Raw genomic sequence first — 22490 nt, forward strand, 5'->3', positions numbered from 1 at the left:
ACTAACCCGCCATGCCTTAAGCGAACCTTAAGGCGGCCTTCCGCCCGGGAAGGGAAAATGCAGTTTTGTGACCGACGTCTCACCCCTACGCCACCTTGCGAAAACGCACCTCGACGCGCAGGCCCGGCCCATCCCGGGCGTCGAGCAACTCGATCCCGGCGTCATGCAGCTCACAGATGCGCCGCACGATCGCCAGACCGAGCCCGGCGCCGCTCTCGGTCTGACCGGCGGGGCGATAGAAGCGATTGAAGACCCGCGTCCGGTCCGCGGGCGGGATGCCGCGCCCCGCGTCCTCCACGCAGAGCAGGACGCCATCGCGCAGCGCACTGACCGTCACGGAGACACGCCCGCCCGCCGGGCTGAATTTGATCGCGTTATCCAGAAGGTTGCCGATCAAGATCGCCAAGGAATCCGCCGCGACCTCGGCCAGACACGGTTCGCCTTCAGGGATTTGGCACACTAGTTCGACGGCTTTGGCGCTCGCCGTGCTCCGTCTCTCCGCCACCAACTGCTGCGTCGCCTCGGCCAGCGAGGAGGTTGGGTGCCCGCTGCCGTCCGCCCGCGGTTGCAGCCGGGACAGGGTCAGCAGCTGGGCGATCAGATGCGTCGCCCGGTCGACCCCGCGGATGAGCGCATCGAGCGCCGCCGCGCGTTCGCCGCGGTCGGTGCTGCGTCGCGCAATCTGGGCGTGGGTACGGATGATGGCGAAGGGGGTCCGTAGCTCATGCGAGGCATCGGCGGCGAAATGCCGCTCCGTGTCCAAGGCGGATTCAAGCCGATGCATCAGTCCATCGAGCGCCTCGATCAATGGTTGGATCTCGGTCGGCGCCCGGCTCGCGTCGAGCGGCGCCAGTTGGTCCGCCGAACGCTGCCTGATCGCGTAGGCTAGCCGGCTCAAGGGGCGCAGTCCGTCCGTCACCGCGAGCCAGATCAGCAGCACCGTGAGCGGCAGCGACCAAAGGATGGGTTGCAGCGCATGGAGGGTCAGGTATTCGCTCAACTCCTGCCGGATCCCGTGATTCTGCGCCACATAGACTATCTCGCCGGAGCGCCCCGTCGGGAGCCCGAAGACGCGCCACCGAGTCGTTCCGATCGTCTGATCCGAGAATCCCGGCTGCACTGCCAGCGGTTCCGGCGGCGCCGCCCCGAAGCTCCCGATAAGCACCCCGTCCCGCCAGAGCTGGAAACTGATCATGGATTCGTAGGGATGACCGATAGGCGAAAGGGTTTGGGGCGTGCCGGCGATGGTGGGCAGGTCGCCGGCCAGCGTGATTTGACGCAGCACATGGGCGGTCTGCGCCAATTGCGCATCCATCAATTCACCGACCTCATGCCCCGAGCGGTTCCAGGCAATCAGGGCCACCGCGATCCAGATGACGGTCCAGACGACGCTGAGCGAGAGCAGCAGACGACTGCGCAGCGAGCTCACGGCTGCGGAACCGAGACCAGCCGATAGCCGACCCCGCGGACGGTGAGGATGCGGTGTTTCCCGAGCTTGTTGCGTAGATTGTGGATATGCACTTCCAGTGCATTGCTCCCGATCTCGTCGCGCCAGCCATAGGCCGTTGCCGCCAACCGCGCGCGCGGCGCCACCCGGTCGGCATTGGCGATCAGCGTTTCCAGCAGGGCGTACTCCCTGGGCGACAGGGATAGCGGTCGATCGCCGAGACTGACCTCGCGGCGCACGGTGTCCAACGCCAGGTCGCCGGCCAGCAACCGGGGGGTCGCATGGCCGTCGCGGCGACGCGTCAGCGCACGAATCCGCGCGCTCAGCTCATCGAGATCGAAGGGTTTGACCAGATAGTCGTCTGCGCCCGCGTCCAGCCCCGCCACCCTATCCGCCACCGCATCGCGCGCGGTGAGAATCAGAATCGGCAGATCGATCCCCTGGCTGCGCAGAGCGCGCAGCAGCGAGAGACCATCGCGTCCCGGCAGCCCCAGGTCGAGCAGCAGGACATCGAAGTGCTCCGCCCGCAGCGCGTGCTCGGCCGGGTCGGCGCTGTCGACCCAGTCTGCCCGATAGCCGTCCTGACAGAGTCCGGTGCGCAGGCCCGCGCCGAGGAGCGGGTCATCTTCGACGATCAGGATGCGCATGAATCCGTCAGCCGAGTGCAGCACGGCAGATGTGTCGAGACCGCTCGTTGTCGTTGTCTTTGTCGTAATCGACCATCGATACGACCACGATTGCGACAACGACAACGACAACGTGAATGATCTCGGATGGTCTCGGATTCTCTGCACTGCGCCACTAGGCCGCTTCCCGCCTGTCGTGATCACCCCCGGAGAGCGCCCGGAGAACGCACTTCGGACCTAGGCCGCCCGCGGCCGCTTCCAAGTGTAGACGGCCGTCACCGCATAGTTCCAAACCGCGCCGACCAGGATCCCGGCGAGCGCCGAGAGGAACCAGCCGGAGTGCCCGCCTTGGAAGAGATAGTCCGCGATGCCGACATTGGCCAGTGCACCGACGCTGCAGGCGGCGACGAAGGACAGCCACCCTCGGATCAACTGGCGACCGCGCAGACGCATGTCGCGATAGGTCAGGATGTTGTTCAGAAAGAAGTTGCTGGTCATGGCAACCAGTGTCGCAACGGACTGGCCGATCAGGAAGGCGTCCGTCCCGAGCAGGGTCAGCATGGGCCAGAGCACGGCCATGTGCACGAAAACACCGAGCCCGCCGATCGCCGAGAAGGCGATGAAGCGCACCGGGATCACCGGGCCGATCAGCTTCTGAGTCAGCATCAGCAGGTATTCCCACAGGACCGCGTTGTCGAGCTTGCTGCTGCCGGCCTCGCGCGCACGGAAGGTATAGGGCAGCTCGCGAAAGCGCAGGGGCTGCTCGGCTTCGGCGAAGATGTCGAGCAGGATCTTGAAGCCGACCCCGCTGAGACGCCGCACGCACCCCTGAACAACGGAGGCACGCACCAGAAAGAACCCGCTCATCGGATCCTGCAGGTCCGCATGGATCAAGTACTGGCCGATCCGCGTCGCGAACCGGCTCATGGATTGGCGACGGGCATTCCAGTCACCCATGCCGCCGCCGGAGACGTAGCGACTTCCGACCACGATGTCCAGGTTTTCCGCCTTGATGACCTCGAGCATATTGGGCAAAAGGGTCTCGTCGTGCTGGAGGTCGCCGTCCATCACTGCCATAAAGGGTGCGGCGGTGGACATCATGCCTTCGATACAGGCCGACGAGAGTCCGCGTCGACCGATTCGCTGAACCAGCCTGACACGCGAATCCCGTCGCGCAATCGCGCGGACCCGGTCCGAGGTCCCGTCGGGCGAGTCGTCGTCGACGAAGATCAACTCCCAGTCGATCCCCTGCAACACCGCCTCGACCCGCCGGACGACCTCGTCGACCATATCCGACTCTTGGTAGGTCGGTACGATGACGGCTAACTCGGGCGGAGGGCAGTTGTGTTGGGGCATCGGCTGATCGGAGATCCTGTTGGCCATGAGCGAAGGGTCGATTCGTCGCGGGAAGGAACGTGCGGGGCGCGCCTTTGAAGTAGACTGCCGCCCGCGGACGCCGGAACGGTGACGAGAGCGCAGAGCCGTGCTCCGAAGTCGTTCTATTCTAAACCGCGTCCAGAGCGACATGCGTCATTTTCATGTTGTGTTGGGCTTAGTGATTTTTCCGACCTTTGCGGAGACGCGGTTTAGAATTTAATATTTTTTAATCTCTTAAACCGCGCCGACTCCAACGAAAGTCAAGTCTGCGGGCGCCGATCCCATCCAAGAACGTCGCATACCGCGCTGGGCGCGGTCTAACGCGATCGCGTCCCCTGCACCTCGACCGATCGCGACCGAGCTCCGCCGCATCAGATCACCGACCGAGTCACTGGACCATGGAAACGACCCGAGGCATCGATACACCCCGTCAAGCATGGGGCCTACTGCTCGCCCTGATCGCGGCCATGACGGCTTGGCGGATGGGCGTCGCCGGAATCCTGCCCGTTACGCAGGACGAGGCCTATTATTTCGACTGGGCCCGCAGCCTTGCCTGGGGCTATTTCGATCATCCCCCAGGTGTGGCCCTGCTCGGCATCGGCACCTGGCTCGCCCCGGGGTCCGCGCTCGCAGCACGCACGGGGACACTGATCGCCGGCGCACTGACCCTGCTCATCCTTGCACGCTTCTTCCGCAACTGCGGCCTCACGGCGACGCGCGACCTGGCCTTGGCGTTGGTCCTGGTCTTCGCGACCATTCCCGGATTCGTCGGCGGCGTCATCACGACGCCCGACACCCTGCTGGGCCTGGCCTGGGCGCTCGCCCTGCACGAGAGCGAGCGCGCGCTCGCAGGTCAGAGTCGGCGCTGGCTCACCGCCGGGGCAGCGGTCGGTCTCGGTCTGCTCGGGAAATACACCATGGTCCTGATCGGGCCGGTGCTACTGTTGGCCATCCTTTTCAGCGACCCGCATGCGCTGCGCACACGTTGGCCTTACCTCGGCGGGCTCGTCGCACTGCTGGTCTTTGCGCCGAACATCCTTTGGAATCAGCAGAACGAGTGGCTCACCATGCGCTTTCAGTTCGGCCACGGCTTCTCGACCGAGGTCGGGGCGCTGCCAGTCGGCACGCCCGGTTCCATCGAAAACGCCGGCCCCCAATCGGTCGGAGAGCGTCTCGGCAGCCTTTCGGGTTATCTGGGCACCCAGCTCGCGTTTTGGGGATTGATCGCGATTCCCCTTCTTCTTGCGCCTTTTCTCAACCGGGCGCGAGGTAACAAACCTAGCCAGGAGATGACCGGGACACTCGCTCGACACGCCAAACCTCTGCTGTGGGCGGCGACACTCTTCCCCTTGGGATTCTTTGCGCTGGTCGCAACCGGCAGCGACGTGGAGCCGAACTGGCCGGCCGTCTATTTGATCTCGGCAGCGCCCTTGGCAGCGCTGCTGCTCCGCAATCTGCGCCCTTGGGCCATCGGCGCCGCACTGGGCAATCTGCTGCTTCTGAGTCTCTACGCGTTCCATGCGGCAACCGCGGCACTGCCGCTCGGAGACAGCCAGAATCGCGTCCTGCGCGAGACCCATGGGTTTCGGGAGTTGGCCGAGATCGTCGCCACGCTGGGGGAGCCCGTCTTTGCCGACCGGTATCAGACGACGGCGATGCTGCGGTTTTATACGTCGGGCTTAGACACCACGACCCAATGGCCCGGCCTCACCCGACCCTCCGAGTATCTGCGAGGACAGATCGCACCGCGAATCAACCCGGAATCCGTCGACTCCGCCTTCTGGCTGGTCTCCGGATTCGGGGCGCCGCCCGCCATCGCGGGTTTTCGCAGCGACACCCATCGCCGGCTCTTCGATTGCGCCGGGCAGCCAGTGAGCGAAGCCGCGGAAGCGCCATGCCCGCGCCCGGTGCACACTTGGAATCTGTATCGGTACCTTCCGGAGGGATGAGGCAAACGGTAGGGAGAGGGTGCACGCGGGATTTGTTAAACGACATCGAACAACCGCGTTGTCATGCGCGCCGTCGTTTTTCCTAGCCCGGACAACGTGGCGCGGAGCGCCAAGGGAGGCGTGACACCGCCGGAGCGATGTCACGAGTGTTTTCGGAGAGCGGGTGGCCAGTTGAACGAGTCGTGCTTCAGCATCTAACCCGAAGCACCCGACTGCAGCATTTCACGGACCTCATCGATCGAACGCGTGCATCCTCCGAGATGGATATCGGGTTTCGATTGATCCCTGCATCGTCGCACATTGCAACGATATTCTGGATCTTCATGCTGATTGATGAACGACTGCGTGATTGCAGTGCGTGGATGGTCTCGATGCCTCCGATCTCGGCGATGTCGTATCGCGCGGCATAGATGCAGAGCACGATTTCATCTCGGGTGAAGCGCTTACGAGTTGCCATTGGCGTCTTTCATGTCCCACCGAACCTCTTCGCATCGAAACGTGCCTTTCATAACGCCGCCCCGTAGGATGGACGAGCGAGAGCGAAGTCCATCAAACCCTGCGACTCCGCCGGTGGCCTGCGCTGCACTTGTCCACCCTCCGATGAGCAACGTGGTCAGGTTGATGAGCGAGCCCGACGGGCAAGCAATCAGGAGCGAAGCTCAACCCTCGGGAGCGATGCGGTTGGCTGGATCACCGCATCCGACCGGATGGGTGTTCGAGACGGACTAGGTCGATCAATGATCCTCACCGCGATTGCTCGCCTTGTCCGCCGAGATCCGATCCATCAACGCGAACAAGACACCGGAGACCACGAAGGTCATGTGGATGCCGACCTTCCAGGCCAGCTCCTCGTTGGTCAAGCGATCGACGTACATGAACGCCTTGAGTAGCTCGATGCCGGAGATGGCGACGATGGAGCCGATGAGCTTCATCTTCAGCTCGGCGAAGCCGACATGACCCATCCAGTTGGGTCGGTCCTCGTGGCTTCCCGTATCGATTCGGGAGACGAAGTTCTCGTAGCCGGCGAGCACGATAATGAGAACAAGGTTGGCGATCATCACGACGTCGATCAGTGAGAGCAGCCCGATGATCACCTCGCCGGCCTCGGCATTGAAGACCAGCGGGACGAAGTGGATGAACTCCTTGACGAATTTGACCAGCAGGAGCGCGATCGCGAGGACAAGGCCCAGGTAGAAGGGCGCAAGCAGCCAACGGCTGCTGAAGATCACCAATTCCAGGAAGTGTTCGATCCGTTTCATGTCGAGGTTCCGGTTTGCGTGCAAGCCATTGAGTCGGGGTCCGGCGATTGCGAGCTGCGGACACCGGGACGAAAGCGGGCGGGATGCTACGCGGGCCCGGCCGTCACTTCAACGGCGCGCGGTTGTTCAGCCCTCGAACCTCGGCTTGGGCGTGCGCTCAGGTGACCGGCGGCTCCTCCTCGAAGCCGATCCGGACGATCATGCACGCGGAAAGCGTGCGATAGACCGGGCTGTGGGCGGCGATCCCGAGCAGACGGGTCCGTTCCTCGGGCGTGAGTGCGCCGAGGATGTTCAGACGCACCTCGATCCTCTCGACCCTGCCTTCCTCTTGGTCGCAATCGCGGCAATCCCGACCGTGCACCCGGTCTTGGCTCAGACGCACCTCGACGTCGTCCAACGCAAGCCCTTGGTGCCTGGCGTAGGTCCGCACCGTCATGGAAATGCACGCGCCGAGCGACATGAGCATTAGATCGTAGGGCGTCGGTCCCAGATCCGAGCCGCCGACCGACTTGGGCTCGTCGGCCAGCCATTGATGGCGATGGGTGTAGAGTCCGCGCTGGAAACGGGTATCGAGCTCGGTGACCAGGACCTCTTTCTCGGCCACGCGAGGTGCGGTCCCGATGCTCTGCTCGAAGCCGTGCTGGCCGAGGCCCAGATAACGGCTCGCCCAAGCGACCAGGGTCTCTGCGACGTACTCGGCATCTTCGCGGTTGCTGAGCAGATGGTCGGCCTTGTCGAGCGAGATGAAGCTCTTGGGATGGCGCGCCGCTTGGAAGATCTTGCCGGCCTCCCCGATCGAGACGATGGTGTCGAGCGGCGAGTGAAACACCAGAAGGGCGCGGTTGAGGTGACGGATGTGATCCGCCGAGGCGTATTGATCCAGGTCTTCCAGCAACTGTTTGCGAATGCGGAAGCGCCGCTGCCCGATTTGCACCTCGGCCTCGCCCGTCTCCTCCAACTGGCCGCGCGCCCCGCTGAGGAGGTGTTGAACATGCGAGGCGGTGGCCGGGGAGGCGATGGTCACCACCGCCTCGACGGACGGGAGCGCATGCACCGCGGCCAAGACCGCCGCGCCGCCCAGGCTGTGTCCGATCAGGAGCGCCGGGGCCTCGTACTCCTCCTCGAGCTTGCGCGCCGCGGCGAGCAAGTCGGCAACGTTCGAGGAGAAATTGGTGTTGGCGAAGTCGCCGTCGCTGTTGCCGAGCCCGGTGAAGTCGAAGCGCAGCACGGCGATCCCACGCGCAGCCAGGGCTCGACTGATCCGGGTCGCAGCGGCGATATCCTTACTGCAGGTAAAGCAGTGCGCGAAGAGGGCATAACGCGACGTCGGCACGCGATCCGGAGGGGTCTCTAGCAGACCGACCAGCGTGTGCCCCTCGGGATTCGGAAATTCGAGCTTGATACGAGCCATGCCAGTTCCTCTCGTTGGAGATCCATCGGTTCGGAAAGAGCCTCCAGCTTCCAGCCGCCGGCCACCAGCTTTTTTTGTTTATCCAATGGATAGCGTCGGGATAAGCCGGGCGATTGCCGATCGGATCGGTGGACAAACGCAGCGCAGTCCATCAATGCCGGCGCGGAAATCGGTGGACTTCGGTCTCGCTCGTCCACCGCCTACGGGCTGGAAGCTCTTTCCGGATTCAACCACATCGGCACACCCACAACCGCGCCCGCGGATTAGGCGACGTACCCGCCCTCCCCCGCCCGGCAGAGTGCCTGAAGGCGATCGAGCTCGACCTCGTCGAAGCCGGCCTCGCGACGGGCCGGGAGGTTGAGCGGACAGCGAATCTCGGCACGCATGTATTCCCGCAGTAGCTCGAAATAGAGCGGACCCGGGTCGAGACCGCGGTCATTGCACAGACGCCTGAACCAACGCGAGCCGACAGCGACATGACCAACCTCGTCGCGGAGGATGACACCCAGGCAGGCCGCCGTTTCTGGGTCGCCCGCCGCTTCGAAGCGCGCGATCATCCCGGGCGTCACGTCCAGACCGCGCGCCTCCAAGACACGCGGGACCAATGCCATTCGCACGAGCGGGTCATGTGCGGTTGCGCGTGCCATCTCCCAGAGACCGTCATGGGCGGGGAAATCGCCGTATGCGTAGCCGAGATCTTGAAGTCGGTTGCGCATGAGTCCGAAATGCTCCGCCTCCTCGGCCGCGACCTGGATCCAGTCGGCGTAATACTCCGTCGGCATCTCGCGGAAGCGTTGTACCGCGTCCAAGGCGAGGTTGATGGCGTTGAACTCGATGTGTGCGACCGCATGGATCATGGCCGCCCGGCCCTCGCGGCTCTTGAGCTTGCGCGCCTTGAGCGCACGCGGCGGGACCAGCTCGGGTCTCGCCGGACGCCCGGGCAGATCCCGAACGGGGGACGCATCCGCGGCGTCCGCACGCAGCCCCCCGGCGCGCCATTGCTCGGCCGCCGCCTGCGTCGCGGCCTGCTTTCGGGTCGGATCCGGCTCGCCGAGACAGGCGGCTGCAGCATCGAAGAGGTTGGCCTGCACAGGCGTCATCCTCGCCACCCCAAAATCAGATCCATCACGTTGGTCCCCGTCGGTCCGGTACGGATCAGGTCGCCGCTCGCCTCGAGCAGCGTACCCGAATCAGCCCCTCTCAACCCCTGCTCGGCGTCGAGTCCGGCGTCACGAACCCGTTCCAGCGTGGTGCCGTCGACCAAGGCCCCAGCGTCGTCGGTCGGGCCGTCGGTTCCGTCGGTCCCCGCGCTCAGCAACGCGACATCGGCATGACCGGCAAGCTCGATTGCCGCGGCCAGGGCGAGGTGTTGATTCCGACCGCCCCGTCCCGGAGCACCCGGCAGACGCAGCGTCGTCTCCCCGCCAGCGATCGAGAGACCCCCCGGTCCGGCCAACACGGCGCGAGCCAGGCGTCGACCGGCGAGGGCGGCATCGCCTTCTACCGGCTGCGCGTCGACCCGGACCGCGACACCCGCACGACGCCCAGCCTCGGCCGCGGCGGACTTGGCGGTTTCTAGGGTCGCGACCAGCTCGACCCGCGGACCACGCCTCGGCAACGGACCCCCCTCCGTCAGACCGCGCTCGACCCAATCCGACAGCCAAGTCGGCAGATCAAGCCGAGCAATCGCCTCGGCCAAGCCGACCTCGGGAACCAACAACCCGGAGCCGATCACGCCCGGATCATCGCCCGGCACATCCGAAATCGCCAACACGCGCGCCGGCCGCCCCCCGAGCTCGCTGAGCAGCCCTCCGCCCTTGATCCGAGAGACCGACTTGCGCACCCGATTTACCGCGTCGATCGGCAGACCGCTGCCGAGCAACCATTGGTTCATGCGCTGCAGATCGGCGAGACCCAGTCCCGCGATCGGCACCTCGACCAGACTCGAGGCCCCGCCGGAGAGCAGGAAGAGCACCTCGGCCTGCGACGGCAGTGCGCCGAGCGCGACGATCAAGCGCCGGCCGGCCGCCAGACTCCCCGCATCCGGCAAGGGATGTCCGCCGATTAGGCTTTCGATCCCGAGCCCGGCAAGTGCCGGGGGATGCAAATGACCCGGCTTGGTGATCAGTAGTCCGCCGACAACGCGCGGACCCAGTGCATCGCAGACTCCGAGCACCATGGACTGCGCGGCCTTGCCGATCGCACAGATCCACACCGGGCCGTCCAAGGGTCGCGCGACGAGCGCCTGCCCGACAACCGCACGCCCCTCCGTCGCGCGCAGGGCCGCGGCAAAGACCTCGAGCAACAGACGACGCGCGAAGGCGGCGTCAGCCATCGAGACCAACCCGAGCGAGGGGTTGGAAAACAACAACCCAAGCCTTCAAATTGACAATTCTCAATGTCATCGAGCGAAAAGAAATGTCTAAGTGATGATTAGAAAAGAATCCGGCAGCAAGGAAAGGGACGTAGACGGCCGAAACCCGAGAACAAAAGGACCTACCACTGAAACCTATCCGAACGAGTCCAATCCATGAAGCTGTGCCCGAAATGTAGTCGTTCCCCGTTGCCCTTCGTCATGGTCGTGCTGATCTCGAGCGTGCTCGCCTTCATCACCTGGCTCGTGCTGGGACTCTCCCAGATCGAGCCCACTGTCAGATTGGCCGCCGGCGCGGCGGTCTTCCTCGCCGTCGGCGGCACCCTGGTCCACTATGTGATCACTTGTCTCAAGCGTCATTGCCGGCACGACCACGAACATCAACAGGTCCAGCACGGCCAGACCTTCAGCCGACCCGCGTAACGCGATCCCGCAGATAGACGGGTGCCGCCAGCTCGGGCGGCACCCCATGCCCCGCGGCAAGCTCGGCGGCGCCGAGTACGGCCAGATCCCGTGCCTCGCAGATCGCCTCGCAGAAAGAGGCGTTCGGCGATACGCGGGTTCGCCGGGCAAGCTCGGCGCCGTACACGGACCAGCCCGGCCCCACACCGAACCATCCCTTGCCGTCCGGAGCCTCGACCGCCTCCGGAGGACACACGCGTTCCTCGCAGCGGGCCACCGCCAAGCCGCTGTCGTCGATCTCGAAACACCCCCAGTAGACCTCGCCCATCCGCGCATCCAGTGCCACCAGGAGACGCCGTTCACCGCTGCGCCGGAACGCTCCCTGCGCGATGGCGGCCAGCGTCGAGATCGGCACGAGCGGCAAACCGGCGCCGAAGCCGACCCCCTGCGCGACGGCGACCGCGATCCGCACTCCCGTGAAGGATCCGGGACCGCGCGCGAAGGCGATCGCGTCGAGTTCGTCCAGACGGGTTCCGGCGCTCGCCAGAACCTGCTGAATCATGCCCAGAATCAGCTCGCCGTGCCGACGCGGCGCGGTCTCGAGCACTTGCTCGATCCGCTCGCCCGACAGCAGGGCCGCCGAGCAGGCGTCGCCCGAGGTATCGATCGCGAGAAGAGTCGTCATAAGCAAAGAAGGGAATCAACGCTGCCAAGGGATCGTTGGCAGCGATTCTATACGGAGTCGGCGGCGCGCTGCGGATATCCGACCGAATCGTGGCGCTCGGCATCGCTCTCCAAGCAACATCCCGGAAATCAGTCGAGCACCGAATCCCATCGGTGTGATTATCGTTGCCGTTGTGTTCGCCGTTGTCGGCGTCGAACTCGACAACAACAACCGCGGCAAGGATATTCTCTCGTCGAGCTGTTTTGCTTTTTGGAACCGTTCCTAGACGGGGGACGAGAGAGCACCCCGGTCGCGAAGCAAGGTCTCGGACAGACGCGCCGAGTCGAGCATGCGAACAAAATCCTCCGGCGGGAATAGGACCCAGCCACGAAACTCCGGGCCCAATGGCCCGGTGCACTCGCACGGCGGGGCGTCGTCTGCGAGATCCACGAGCCATAATCCACGCTGGCCGATCAAACCGAACGGATTCTCCAAGCGGGTTTCGACCGCCCAAGCGTGAAAGCCGTTCGCGCAATCCGGTATTGCGGTGACGGCAACCTGCGCGATGAGTCCTAGCAGAAGGACCTCCTTGTATCTCAGCTCGATCGACCTGACGCCCTGATGGCCGACCTCGCAACCGGCATCACGGGAACCGTCGCCCGCTCGCCGAGATCTGGCGCTCACCACGAGCCGCACCGACAGGGCATGAAGATCACGCCACGATCCGGCGGGGAGCGGGATCTGCAGGCGCGCGGCGTGCCGGATCTGATGCTGAAAGACATGGAACAAGTTACGGACCGCCCACGCGTTCAAATCGGCATCGGTAGCACGGTGTCGGTCCGCAGCCCTCTCGATGGCCGCTGCGAGGTTGCGGAACATCAGTCGATAGAGACGCCCCTCGAACACCGATCCGGATCCACCGCCGCTCGCGCCGGTCGCATCGCCGGTCCGCGAACCCGTGTCGACATCGGCGTGTTCGCAGGCATCCAACAAGGGAGCCTTGCAGGCATGGAGAAACCGCAGTCGTTGGGCGGCGTCCAAGTCGCTTGCCAGCAACGCCTCCAACATCTCCGTGAGCTTGGCGGGAGAGATCCGATCCCCGACCGACGGCAGAGTCCCGAGCAGGCTGCTTGCAGATTTGAGATGAGCGGAGGACCCTGAATCGCCGATCGCAATCGACAAGGTCATCCCGGTCGGAAAGCCGGGTATGGGTTGTGCAAAAGTCTGCAAGGTCATCGTGCGAAATCCGCGGGTCGATGACGAACCGCCGCGGATCTCTCGATCGACCAATCCGCGGAAACCCCCTCCCCTGGAGCAAGTCCGTACGCTGAGCAGAATCCATTGACTGAATCCTAGCCCCGGTGGACCCCCTCGAACTGCCGACCGCTCCGCAGAATCGGAACACGATCGATCAGATGTCGAAGCCTTTCAGAATCGCCTGTGTCTCATCGGCGGAAATCCGCGGACCGAGACTGGTCACCAGCTTGGCCGAAGCCGCCGATGCCAGACAGCCCGCCCGCGCAAATCCCCAGCCCTGGCTGAGCCCGTAGATGAAGGCACCGGCGAACATATCCCCCGCACCGACCGTATCGACGGCCTTGACCTTCACCGGCGCAATCTCGATCAGGCTCTCGCCGTCCCAGACCAAGGCGCCTTCGGGCCCGCGCGTGACGGCGAAGGTCCGGCTGATGGTCTTGAGATACTCCACCGCGACACCGAGGTCCTCGCTGCCGGCCATGCCCATCGCCTCGAACTCGTTGGCGAACAGCAGATCCACCCCGGACCCGATCATGTCGAGCAGGCCGGCCTTGAAGAACTTCACCATATTCGGATCGGACAGCGAGATCGCGGTCTTCACCCCCGCCGCGTCTGCGATCCCCTTCGCGAGAACGGACGCCTCGCGAGCGGCATCCGAGGTCACCAGATAGCCCTCCGTGTAGAACCACTCGGAGCCGCGCAGCGCATCCTCGACCAGCTCGTTGGCGGAGAGTGCACCGCTCACCCCCAGGAAGGTACACATGGTGCGATCGCTGTCCGGCGTCACCAGAACCACGCAGCGTCCGGTGTGGCCTTCATCCTTGCGGGTGTGGTTGTTGGTATCCACGCCGCCGCGGATCAGGTCGTTCATATAGAAGTTGAGCACGGCCACCTTCCCTGATGGTTATTTCCCCTTAAATCGTCATCTTTCATGAGGGCGAGCGGTGGGCCTCCCTCGGGGTGCTTGAACAACAGCACCCGTCGGGAGAGTCTCTTGTTTGCGAAGACAAAGAGACGCCATCAGTGTGCCACGCCGTCCTTGAAAGCCCCACGTTTTTCGCCTTGTTGCTGCACATCGACGAGGATCTCGCCGAGGCCGCCCGAGAGGCCGGTTGTCCCGCCTGCGGCGGCACGCTGCATCAGGCCGACTACCCCCGTAAACCGCGCGGCTGTCCGGAGCCATGGCGCGAGGCGTTCGCCACGCGTCGCAGCTTTTGCTGTGCGCAGTGTCGGCGACGCCTGACGCCGCGCTCGGTGCGGTTCTTGGGCCGGCGGGTCTATCTCGGCCTCATCGTCGTGGTGGCCTGCGTGCGCCATAGCGGACATCACCCCAAAGCGGACGCCTTGGCCGCGACGTTGGCGGTCCCGATCCGCACCCTGCGGCGCTGGCAGACCTGGTGGCGGGAGCAGTTGGCGCAGACCCCGCTGTGGTGCAGCGCGCAGGGGGCTTTGTCCCGCCGGTGGATCTGCAGCAGGCGCCGGGGAGTCTGCTCGAGCGCTTCCTCGGCGATGCCGCGGACGCCCTGGTGGCGTTGCTGCGCTTTTTGAGTCCCTTGACGAGTCGTTCGTGCAGGCTGCACGAGGGCGGCTGACGCCACGCAGAGGATGCAGCTCGAAGGCGCCGGGGCACCCGGCTAGGCTGGTCGCGAAGGTGTCGGAACCCCCGGCGCCGTGGCCGGGAGACCCCTATGCCGACCCCCGTGGAGGTTCCGCAACGCGAGCGTTGGGCCCGCGTGCGCTTTGCGATCATCGGACCCTTGCTCGCCGCCCCGCCGTCGGACGGCGAGTTGCAGGCGGCACTCGCCGCCTTGGCCGCCAAGACCTGGCGCCATCCCGTCACCGGCCTGGATGTTCGGTTCGGTGTGTCGACCCTCGAGCGCTGGTACTACGCCGCGCGCGCCGCGCCCGATCCGGTGGCGGTGCTGCGCAATCGCGTGCGCGCCGATCGCGGGGCCTTCCCGAGCGTGCTGCCCGCCGCCCGCGAGGCCCTGCAGGCGCAGTACCGCGATCATCCCGGCTGGACCGCCCAGCTGCATCGCGACAACCTGGCCGCGACCCTCGCCGGCACCGCCACCCCGGTGCCGTCCTATCCGAGCGTGCGGCGCTACTTGAAGGCCCACGGGATGGTGCGCCGCGCCACCCCCAAGCGCGACACCGCCGGCGCGCTGGCCGCGCGCGATCGCCTGGAGCAGCGCGAGGTGCGCAGCTTCGAGGTCGAGCACGTCTCGGCGCTCTGGCACCTGGATTTCCATCACGGCTCGCGCAAGGTGCTCACGGCGGCCGGAACCTGGCTCACGCCGTTGCTGTTCGGGGTCATCGACGATCGCTCGCGCTTGGTCTGTCACCTGCAGTGGTACACCAACGAGACCGCCGAGGTGCTGGTGCACGGGCTGTCGCAGGCGTTCATGAAGCGCGGCCTGCCGCGCGCCCTGATGACCGACAACGGCGCGGCGATGCTGGCCGAGGAGACGACCGCCGGATTGGCCCGTCTGGGCGTCCTGCATCAGACCACCTTGCCCTATTCGCCCTATCAGAACGCCAAGCAGGAGGCCTTTTGGGGCCGCGTGGAAGGCCGCCTGATGGCGATGCTCGAAGGCGAGTCCGGGCTCACGCTGCAGGCCCTCAACCACGCCACCCAGGCCTGGGTCGAGCAGGAGTATCACCGCAGCACCCATTCGGAATTGGCCACTACGCCGCTGGCGCGCTATCTGGAGGGCCCGACCGTGGCGCGCCCCTGCCCGGACGCCGCCGCCTTGCGCGCGGCCTTCCGCATCGAGGTCGCACGACGCCAACGCCGGGCCGACGGCACCGTCAGCCTGGCCGGCATCCGCCTGGAAATCCCCGCACGCTACCGCGCCCTGGAGACGGTGCATCTGCGTTACGCGCGCTGGGATCTGGCCCATGTCGATCTGGTGGATCCGCACAGCGGTGCGATCTTGAGCCCCCTGCGTCCGCTGGATAAGGCCGCCAATGCCGGGGAGGCCCGCCGTGCGCTGGTGCCCGGCGCACCGGTGCCGCAACCGAGCACACCGAGCGGGATGGCGCCGCTGCTGCGCCAGCTCCTCGAGACCCATGCCGCGACCGGCTTGCCGCCGGCCTATCTGCCCCTGAACACCGCCGAGGACACCCGATGAATGCGCGACTGCTCGCCCTCTACGGCCTGAAATGGCATCCCTTCTCCTCGGAGCTGCCGATCGAGGCGCTCTACATCCCCCCGCGCGTGGAACACTTCCTGTGGCGCATCGAACAGGCGCAGATCCGCGAAGGCGGGTTTGCGATGATCCACGGCGAACCGGGCACCGGCAAAAGCGTCGTGCTGCGTCTGCTCGCCGAGCGTCTCGCCCGGCTCCCGGATCTGAGCGTCGGCGCCATCGATCATCCGCAAAGCAGCCTCGGGGATTTCTACCGCGAGCTCGGCGAGCTGTTCGCCGTGCCGCTGCGTCCGCACAACCGCTGGGGCGGTTTCAAGGCGCTGCGTGCCACCTGGCTCGGCCATCTGCAGACCACCCGCCGGCGCGCCGTGCTGCTCGTGGACGAGGCCCAGGAGATGAGCCCCGCCGTGCTCAACGAGCTGCGCCTGCTCGCCAGCGCCCGCTTCGACTCCCAACCGCTGCTGTGCGTCGTCCTCGCCGGGGATACCCGCCTCACCGATCACCTGCGCCGCGAGGAGCTGCTGCCCCTGGGCTCGCGCATCCGCACCCGTCTGGCCACCGAGCATGCGCGCCGCGAGGAGCTGCTCGCCTGCCTGCAACACCTGTGCGCCAGCGCCGGCAACGCCGCCCTCATGAGCGAGCCCCTGCAACACACCCTCTGCGACCACGCCGCCGGCAACTACCGCATCCTCACCACCCTGGCCGCCGAGTTGCTCGCCGTCGCCGCCCAAACCGAGCGCCCCCACCTCGACGAGGCGCTCTTCCTCGAGGTCTTCACCCCGCCCACCACCGCCACCCCGCGGCGGGCCGCCCTGCCACGTTGACCGACTCGGAGCACCACCATGCCGCAGCCCGACACCACCCTGCAGCCATTCTTCTGGCCACCCCTGTCCGATGACGCGGTCCTCGCCATCCGGGAGGTCCTCTTCCGACTGACCGATCAGTTCGAGACCCGCTACGCCTCCCAAATCCGCGATGCCGAACGCGACGACAACCGGCCTCGCGACCACCAACCGGACCTGTTCGACGGACCGGATTTCGACGATCCCCTGTTGTTCTGAGTCCCGTCACCGCGCTTGATCCACCTCGCGCCGCCGGCCCATACCCCGGCCGCGCGAGACCGCGGGAGCGCTTCGCCGACCCCCATCACGCAACTTGATCACGCCACCATCAAAATCGCTGACCGCACTCAGAAGTGACCCAACTCGTCGTCGGCCACCTTGCAGGAGTAGAAGGCCTTGCCGCCGAACTGGCTGAGCGCGATGACCGAGTTCGCGGCCGATCCGCCCGACCCGCGCTGGGGTTGGTGATGTTTGAGGTGCGACATGATCGCCGCTTGCTGCGCCTCGTCGACCAGGGTCATAACACCCTTGTCGATCCCCAGGATGCCGAGATCCGCCGCATCCACCTCGTATTCCATATCCACCAGCGCATTGCCGATGCCGTAGACCTGATACTTCGCCATGAATCCTCTTCTCCTTGCTCAAAAGGCACCAGTGTATACCGAGCGCACGCCGGTTTTCCGTAAGGCAGGGTGCAGGTGACCGCCTCGGTCGATTCGAAGTGGCCGGGGTCGGAGGTGTCTTCGGAGCCCGGCGGAGCCGGCAGGGTTCAACGGCCCAGCCATCCGTCTGCGCGATGGGTCCAGAACCGGCCGGCGCGCTCCCGCCATGTCCAGGGGCCCTCGATGGTACCGTCAGAGCCGAGTCGCAGCTCGATCGCGCCGACAAGACCCGTGTCGAGCGTGCGGATACCGCGCGCCGAGACCCGCTCGCGGACCTCCGCAACGGGGAAACCGAAATGGTTGGCATAGCCCGAGGCGAAGAGGACCAATCCCGGCGCGACGGCGTCCAGAAAATCGGAATGCGTCGAGGTGGCGCTGCCGTGATGACCGGCAACCAGAACATCGCTCCCGATCGCCTCGCCCGACGCGCGTGCCAGGCGGCGCTCGACCCGCGCCTGGATATCGCCGGTCAGGAGAATCGAGCGCCCCCCGGTTTCGACACGCAGCACGCAAGAGGCGTCGTTGCCTCGGAACCCCGCGCCGTCCGGATGGAGGAACCGAAACCTCACGCCGGACCATTCCCAGCCCTCGCCTGCCCTGCACGGCACGACGTTTTGCACGCCCAGACGCATGGGCTCTCCGCTGTCGATGCGATCGATCGGGATACCTTCCGCGAGACCGGCCAGACCGCCGGCGTGATCCCGGTCGGCGTGGCTGACGACCAGTCGCTCGATCCGCCGCACCCCTTGAGCCGCCAGAAACGGCAAGACAACCGCACTGCCCGTATCGAACCCGCTCGGGAATCCAGGCCCGGTGTCGTAGACGAGCGTGCCCTCTCGGGTGCGCACCACGGCGGACAGGCCAAGCCCGACATCCAGCAGGGTGAACCAGGCATCCCCATCGTCCGGCTGCGGTGTCCGAAGAACAAACATCGGAACGACGAGCAGCAGGCCTGGCCAGCGCCCCGGCAACCCTCGCGGCGCGAGCATCAGTAGCACCCCGGCGCCCGCGGCCAGCCAGACCCAGAGCGGACGCTCGGGCAGCGCCATCGCGGCCCAGGGCCAGGCGGCAACCCGGGCGAGCCCGTCCAGACACCACCCGAGCAGATGCGCCGTCCACTGCAACGGCCACGCGGGGACCGAGCCGAGCCCGGGGATCAGGCTCAGCAGGCTCGTCGCCAAGACCAACGGCAGCAGGATCAGACTGAAAGCCGGCACGGCCACAAGATTCACCGGCGGTGCGACAAGCGAGGCACGTCCGAAGAGCATGAACAGCAGCGGCAGCAGGCCGATCCCGACCGCCCATTGAGCGCGACCCCACCGCGTCCAGAGATCGCGGCTCGGCAGCCGTTGTCCGAGGCTGAACAAGAGCGCCGCAACGGCGCCGAACGACAGCCAGAACCCGGGCGACAGGACCGCCCTTGGATCGACCAGCAGCACCCCGACCAGGGCGAGCACGAGGGCGTGGTAAGGCCGAAGCGTACGCCGCCAAACGAGCGCCGCGAAAACCACGGCGATCATGACGAGCGCGCGCTGGGTCGAGATCGCGAAGCCCGCCAGCCCGGCATAGCCGAGCGCGGCGATCATCCCGCCGATCGCCGCCGCGCGCGGTGCGGCAAGCGCGACGGTAAGGCGCGCACTGCGCGACCAAAGCCAACGCACGAGAAGAAAGATCGCGCCGGCAATCAGGCCGACGTGCAGCCCCGAGATGGCGACCAGGTGGTTGGTTCCGGTGCGCGTGAGCACGTCCCAGTCGTTCTGACCGAATCCAGAGCGATCGCCGATCACCAGGGCCTGCACGAGCGGCAGAGCCGGCGCGCCGTCCAAGACTCGGGCGAGATGCTCGGATAGGACCTGCCGCCGACGGTCGAGCCAGTAGCGGCCGGCCCCCGCATCGAGCCGCTGCGGCGGCTCGCCCCGACGCAGGTTGCCCGTCGCCTGTACACCCTGCTCGAACAACCAGCGCTCGAAGTCGAAGGTACCGGGATTGGCGAGACCATGCCTGGGCTTGAGCCGCACCGGCAGGCGCCAGCGCTCCCCGGCGCGCAAGGGCGGCGCGTCCTCGTACCAGGAGAGTCGGACCAGGCCGGTGAAGGGGATCAGCTCGCCCTCATTCCGGGCCTGCTCCACCTCGAACAGAAATCGCCGTGCAAGACCGGACTCGTTCGGGATCGAGGCGATGCGCCCCTCCACGACCAGCGGGGCACGGGCCAGATCATCCGGGAAGGGCGGGCACAGCAGAAGGCAGGCGTGCCAGTGCGCCCAGAATGCGCCGAGCAGCAGCCAGAAGGGCAGTCGGAGCAGGCGCCAGCGCCACGCGGCGACGCCCAAACCGGCAGTAACGAAGCCGGCGAGGACAAGCGGCGGCAGCCTGGGCAGCAGGTAAATGACGGAGACACCGGACGCGAACGCGAGACCGGCGCCGGTCGTACTTCCGATCACCGTCGCGGTGCCATGAGCGGTTTGTGATCGCCGCTCGACGGACCGCAACAGTCGCGACAATACTGACCAAGGCATCTGTCCATGACTGCTATATACTCCCTGCTCTTTCCCTCTGACGTAAGACCCCCCGGACTTGCGGCGTGAAACGATGGCTAAAGCGAAATCTACCCGCCGCCGGAGCCATCCGAGCCAGCGGCCGTTTCGGGGTTTTCGGCAAGCTCCTGCATGACCCGAACCTCTGGCATCTCAACCGGCATTCGGTCTCGGGCGCGACTGCGCTCGGAATATTCGTCAGTTTTCTGCCACCCTTCGGCCAGTCCCTGATCGCCGCCGGGGCCGCTATCCTCCTTCGGGTCAATCTACCGATTTCGGTCGCGCTGGTCTGGGTCACCAACCCGGTGACCATCCCGCCGCTGTTCTATTTCACCTATCGACTCGGCTGCTGGATGCTGGGGATCGAGCCCGGCGAAATCGAGCTCGAGTACTGGCTGAACTGGCATCACTGGCTCGCAGTGATCTGGCCGTTGGCGCTGGGCAACCTGGTGTGCGGAATCATTTGCTCGGGACTGGGGTATCTCACGATTCAGCAGCTCTGGCGCCAACGGCTGATGCGCCGCATCCGGCAGCGGCGTGAACGCTACCGGGCCTCGGCGTCGCGCGACAACCGCCCGTCGTCCAATCGCCAGACCTGATCCATGCGCCCGGCCAATTCCTGATCGTGGGTGACGATGACCAGACTCGTCCCGATCGCAGCATTGAGCTCCAGCATCAGATCGAAGACCCGAGCGGCGGTGACCCGATCGAGGTTCCCGGTGGGCTCGTCCGCCAGGAGACAGGCCGGATGGGTGACCAGGGCGCGCGCGACGGCCGCGCGTTGACGCTCGCCGCCCGACATCTCGCCGGGCTTGTGCCGTGCACGACTCCCCAGACCCACGCGATCGAGCAACGCGGCCGCACGATCGCGTGCCTCCGCCGGCCGGCTGCCGCCGATGAGCAGTGGCATGGCGACGTTCTCGAGCGCGGTGAACTCGGCGAGCAGATGATGGAACTGATAGACGAAACCGAGATGGCGGTTGCGCAGCAGGCCGCGCTTGGCCTCGGAGAGCCGGTTGGCCTCTTGGCCGAGCCAGCGCAGGCTCCCGCTGCTCGGGCGCTCCAGTCCGCCGACGCAATGCAGCAGGGTGCTCTTACCCGAGCCCGAGGCCCCGACAATCGCGATCCGCTCGCCGGCACCGACGCGAAAATCCACATCGCGCAGCACCTCGACCTCCAGCGGCCCCTGTCGGAAGGTCTTCGACAGGCCCTGGACCTCCAACACCGGCATGAGATCACTCATAACGCAGGGCCTCGGCCGGTTGGGTGGCGGCCGCACGCCAGGCCGGATAGATGGTCGCAAGCACCGACATCACGAAGGCCGCGCCGCCGACGAAGAGCACGTCCTTCAGATGCACGTCCGACGGCAGCGCGCTGATGTAATAAATGGTCGGATCCAGAAAGTGAACGCCGAAGAGCCCCTCGATCCCGGCGACGACGCTCTCGACATTGAGCGCCAGGATCACCCCGGCCACCATCCCGATAAGGGTCCCGACCAAACCGATTGCCGTCCCCTGCACCATGAAGATCCCCATAATGCGCGCGGGCGAGGCACCCAGGGTACGCAGCACGGCGATATCCGCCTGCTTGTCGGTGACCACCATCACCAGGGTCGAGACGATGTTGAAGGCGGCCACGGCCACGATCAGGAAGAGGATGATGCTCATCATGCGCTTCTCCATCGCCAATGCGCTGAAGAAGTTGCTGTGGACCTGGGTCCAGTCCAAGACGCGATAGACCCCGTCCAACTCGTAGGCGATGTCGCGCGAGAGCTGCGGCGCCAACCACATGTCGGTCAACTTGAGCCGAACACCCGAGACCGCGTCGCCCAGGCTCAACAGCTTGGCCGCATCGTCCATCTGCATGAAGGCGGCATTGCGGTCGTAATCCGCCATGCCGACCGAGAAGACCCCACTCACGGTGAAGCGCTTAAGCCGCGGCATGATCCCGACCGGCGTCGCGCTCACCTGAGGCGTGACGACGGTGACCTTGTCCCCCGGCATCACGCCCAGGAAATTCGCCAGATCCTGCCCGAGGATGATCCGAAACTCGCCGTCGACCAAGTCGTCCACCGAGCCCGCAACCATGTCTCTGCGCAGCTCCGCGACCTGGTCTTCCTCCGTTGGAATGATGCCGCGGATCAGGGCGCCGCTCACCTGGGAGCCGTTCACCAGCATCCCCTGAACCTCGACGAAGGGTGCCGCGCCGACGACGTCCGGATGGGCGCGAACCCGCTCCAGCACCTCGCGCCAGTCCTTGATACCTCCACCGTAGGGATCGGCGAGGGTCGCGTGCGAGGCCATGCTCAGAATGCGAGCTTGGATCTCCTTGTGAAAACCGTTCATCACCGAGAGCACCACGATCAGCGCCACGATGCCGAGCGTAATGCCCACCATCGAGGTGCCGGAGATGAAGGAAATGAAATGATTACGGCGCTTCGCTCGCGTGTAGCGCAGGCCGATGTAGATGGCGATGGGATGGAACATGGCGCGGGATTTAACCACAAAGGTCGCGGGCGCGCCCGAAAACCGTAG

Annotated in this window: 19 protein-coding genes and 2 pseudogenes; 7 read left to right on the forward strand and 14 right to left on the reverse strand. The window is 65.8% G+C overall.

The annotated features are described in order from the left end of the window. Positions 1 to 85: 85 nt before the first annotated feature. From LT988_RS02990 to LT988_RS03000, 3 genes are all read right to left on the reverse strand, one after another. Positions 86 to 1429 carry an ATP-binding protein gene (locus LT988_RS02990; protein WP_232408771.1) on the reverse strand — a complete coding sequence of 448 codons (1344 nt, stop codon included), beginning with the start codon at positions 1427 to 1429 and terminating at the stop codon, positions 86 to 88. Next, the gene (locus LT988_RS02995) at positions 1426 to 2118 is read right to left on the reverse strand and encodes a response regulator (protein WP_269752094.1); all 693 of its coding nucleotides are present in this window, start codon (positions 2116 to 2118) and stop codon (positions 1426 to 1428) included. The genes LT988_RS02990 and LT988_RS02995 overlap by 4 nt, the downstream gene beginning before the upstream one ends. A 192-nt stretch (positions 2119 to 2310) precedes the next feature. Then, positions 2311 to 3429, reverse strand: coding sequence for a glycosyltransferase (locus LT988_RS03000; protein WP_232408772.1), 1119 nt, complete (start codon positions 3427 to 3429; stop codon positions 2311 to 2313). 419 nt (positions 3430 to 3848) lie between these two features. Here LT988_RS03000 and LT988_RS03005 point away from each other — a divergent pair, with 419 nt between their 5' ends. Further along, positions 3849 to 5399: a glycosyltransferase family 39 protein gene (locus LT988_RS03005; protein ID WP_232408773.1), complete on the forward strand. Its 1551-nt coding sequence runs from the start codon at positions 3849 to 3851 to the stop codon at positions 5397 to 5399. A gap of 734 nt (positions 5400 to 6133) precedes the next feature. On the opposite strand, the gene LT988_RS03010 is transcribed toward LT988_RS03005, so the two are convergent. From LT988_RS03010 to LT988_RS03025, 4 genes are all read right to left on the reverse strand, one after another. Then, positions 6134 to 6658, reverse strand: coding sequence for a TIGR00645 family protein (locus tag LT988_RS03010; protein ID WP_232408774.1), 525 nt, complete (start codon positions 6656 to 6658; stop codon positions 6134 to 6136). A 157-nt stretch (positions 6659 to 6815) separates the two neighbouring features. Next, on the reverse strand, positions 6816 to 8069 hold the full coding sequence (locus LT988_RS03015) for a bifunctional alpha/beta hydrolase/OsmC family protein (protein ID WP_232408775.1): 1254 nt from the start codon (positions 8067 to 8069) through the stop codon (positions 6816 to 6818). A 263-nt stretch (positions 8070 to 8332) separates the two neighbouring features. Beyond that, positions 8333 to 9169, reverse strand: a complete 837-nt coding sequence (locus LT988_RS03020) for a ferritin-like domain-containing protein (protein ID WP_232408776.1) — start codon at positions 9167 to 9169, stop codon at positions 8333 to 8335. Further along, entirely contained in the window at positions 9166 to 10404 is a 1239-nt protein-coding gene (locus LT988_RS03025; protein WP_232408777.1) for a glycerate kinase type-2 family protein, read from the reverse strand. Before LT988_RS03025 ends, LT988_RS03020 begins: the two co-directional genes overlap by 4 nt. A 195-nt stretch (positions 10405 to 10599) precedes the next feature. On the opposite strand from LT988_RS03025, the gene LT988_RS03030 reads away from it, so the two are divergent. Further along, on the forward strand, positions 10600 to 10866 hold the full coding sequence (locus LT988_RS03030; RefSeq protein ID WP_232408778.1) for a hypothetical protein: 267 nt from the start codon (positions 10600 to 10602) through the stop codon (positions 10864 to 10866). Here LT988_RS03030 and tsaB read toward each other — a convergent pair. From tsaB to LT988_RS03045, 3 genes and pseudogenes are all read right to left on the reverse strand, one after another. Next, entirely contained in the window at positions 10850 to 11530 is a 681-nt protein-coding gene (gene tsaB / locus LT988_RS03035; RefSeq protein WP_232408779.1) for a tRNA (adenosine(37)-N6)-threonylcarbamoyltransferase complex dimerization subunit type 1 TsaB, read from the reverse strand. The two genes, LT988_RS03030 and tsaB, sit on opposite strands and share 17 nt — an antisense overlap. Positions 11531 to 11791: 261 nt before the next feature. After that, the gene (locus LT988_RS03040) at positions 11792 to 12745 is read right to left on the reverse strand and encodes a hypothetical protein (RefSeq protein ID WP_232408780.1); all 954 of its coding nucleotides are present in this window, start codon (positions 12743 to 12745) and stop codon (positions 11792 to 11794) included. A 175-nt stretch (positions 12746 to 12920) separates the two neighbouring features. Beyond that, positions 12921 to 13646: pseudogene (locus LT988_RS03045) on the reverse strand (adenosine kinase); the annotation flags it as partial. Positions 13647 to 13789: 143 nt separating this feature from the next. Between LT988_RS03045 and LT988_RS03050 the strand changes: the two are divergent. The 4 genes from LT988_RS03050 (at position 13790) to LT988_RS03065 (ending at position 16979) form a co-directional block, all read left to right on the forward strand. Next, positions 13790 to 14314: a hypothetical protein gene (locus tag LT988_RS03050; protein WP_232407219.1), complete on the forward strand. Its 525-nt coding sequence runs from the start codon at positions 13790 to 13792 to the stop codon at positions 14312 to 14314. Positions 14315 to 14454: 140 nt separating this feature from the next. Continuing rightward, positions 14455 to 15900: a DDE-type integrase/transposase/recombinase gene (locus tag LT988_RS03055; protein ID WP_232407220.1), complete on the forward strand. Its 1446-nt coding sequence runs from the start codon at positions 14455 to 14457 to the stop codon at positions 15898 to 15900. Then, a complete protein-coding gene (locus tag LT988_RS03060) occupies positions 15897 to 16742 on the forward strand; it encodes an ExeA family protein (RefSeq protein WP_232407221.1) in 846 nt (281 codons plus the stop codon). The genes LT988_RS03055 and LT988_RS03060 overlap by 4 nt, the downstream gene beginning before the upstream one ends. A gap of 18 nt (positions 16743 to 16760) precedes the next feature. Further along, positions 16761 to 16979, forward strand: coding sequence for a hypothetical protein (locus LT988_RS03065; RefSeq protein ID WP_232407222.1), 219 nt, complete (start codon positions 16761 to 16763; stop codon positions 16977 to 16979). 131 nt (positions 16980 to 17110) lie between these two features. On the opposite strand, the pseudogene LT988_RS03070 reads toward LT988_RS03065, so the two are convergent. Together LT988_RS03070 and LT988_RS03075 are read right to left on the reverse strand one after the other, a co-directional pair. Beyond that, positions 17111 to 17383 (reverse strand): annotated as a pseudogene (locus LT988_RS03070) (PfkB family carbohydrate kinase); the annotation flags it as partial. A gap of 146 nt (positions 17384 to 17529) precedes the next feature. Continuing rightward, the gene (locus tag LT988_RS03075) at positions 17530 to 19863 is read right to left on the reverse strand and encodes a DNA internalization-related competence protein ComEC/Rec2 (RefSeq protein ID WP_232408781.1); all 2334 of its coding nucleotides are present in this window, start codon (positions 19861 to 19863) and stop codon (positions 17530 to 17532) included. 140 nt (positions 19864 to 20003) lie between these two features. Between LT988_RS03075 and LT988_RS03080 the strand changes: the two genes are divergently transcribed. Then, positions 20004 to 20555 carry a DUF2062 domain-containing protein gene (locus tag LT988_RS03080; RefSeq protein ID WP_232408782.1) on the forward strand — a complete coding sequence of 184 codons (552 nt, stop codon included), beginning with the start codon at positions 20004 to 20006 and terminating at the stop codon, positions 20553 to 20555. On the opposite strand, the gene lolD is transcribed toward LT988_RS03080, so the two are convergent. Both lolD and LT988_RS03090 read right to left on the reverse strand, forming a co-directional pair. Further along, the gene (lolD, locus tag LT988_RS03085) at positions 20501 to 21199 is read right to left on the reverse strand and encodes a lipoprotein-releasing ABC transporter ATP-binding protein LolD (RefSeq protein WP_232408783.1); all 699 of its coding nucleotides are present in this window, start codon (positions 21197 to 21199) and stop codon (positions 20501 to 20503) included. The two genes, LT988_RS03080 and lolD, sit on opposite strands and share 55 nt — an antisense overlap. After that, positions 21192 to 22442, reverse strand: coding sequence for a lipoprotein-releasing ABC transporter permease subunit (locus LT988_RS03090; RefSeq protein WP_232408784.1), 1251 nt, complete (start codon positions 22440 to 22442; stop codon positions 21192 to 21194). Before LT988_RS03090 ends, lolD begins: the two co-directional genes overlap by 8 nt. Between the last annotated feature and the right edge of the window lie 48 nt (positions 22443 to 22490).

This window comes from Thiocapsa bogorovii, from assembly GCF_021228795.1.
Lineage (GTDB): Bacteria > Pseudomonadota > Gammaproteobacteria > Chromatiales > Chromatiaceae > Thiocapsa > Thiocapsa bogorovii.

Coding starts and splice junctions, on each gene's coding strand:
- LT988_RS03055 (WP_232407220.1), top strand. CDS start 14,455: ATGCCGACCCCCGTGGAGGTTCCGCAACGCGAGCGTTGGGCCCGCGTG.
- LT988_RS03090 (WP_232408784.1), bottom strand. CDS start 22,442: ATGTTCCATCCCATCGCCATCTACATCGGCCTGCGCTACACGCGAGCG.
- LT988_RS03030 (WP_232408778.1), top strand. CDS start 10,600: ATGAAGCTGTGCCCGAAATGTAGTCGTTCCCCGTTGCCCTTCGTCATG.
- LT988_RS03065 (WP_232407222.1), top strand. CDS start 16,761: ATGCCGCAGCCCGACACCACCCTGCAGCCATTCTTCTGGCCACCCCTG.
- LT988_RS03025 (WP_232408777.1), bottom strand. CDS start 10,404: ATGGCTGACGCCGCCTTCGCGCGTCGTCTGTTGCTCGAGGTCTTTGCC.
- lolD (WP_232408783.1), bottom strand. CDS start 21,199: ATGAGTGATCTCATGCCGGTGTTGGAGGTCCAGGGCCTGTCGAAGACC.
- LT988_RS03010 (WP_232408774.1), bottom strand. CDS start 6,658: ATGAAACGGATCGAACACTTCCTGGAATTGGTGATCTTCAGCAGCCGT.
- tsaB (WP_232408779.1), bottom strand. CDS start 11,530: ATGACGACTCTTCTCGCGATCGATACCTCGGGCGACGCCTGCTCGGCG.
- LT988_RS03000 (WP_232408772.1), bottom strand. CDS start 3,429: ATGCCCCAACACAACTGCCCTCCGCCCGAGTTAGCCGTCATCGTACCG.
- LT988_RS03060 (WP_232407221.1), top strand. CDS start 15,897: ATGAATGCGCGACTGCTCGCCCTCTACGGCCTGAAATGGCATCCCTTC.
- LT988_RS03040 (WP_232408780.1), bottom strand. CDS start 12,745: ATGACCTTGCAGACTTTTGCACAACCCATACCCGGCTTTCCGACCGGG.
- LT988_RS03005 (WP_232408773.1), top strand. CDS start 3,849: ATGGAAACGACCCGAGGCATCGATACACCCCGTCAAGCATGGGGCCTA.
- LT988_RS03015 (WP_232408775.1), bottom strand. CDS start 8,069: ATGGCTCGTATCAAGCTCGAATTTCCGAATCCCGAGGGGCACACGCTG.
- LT988_RS03020 (WP_232408776.1), bottom strand. CDS start 9,169: ATGACGCCTGTGCAGGCCAACCTCTTCGATGCTGCAGCCGCCTGTCTC.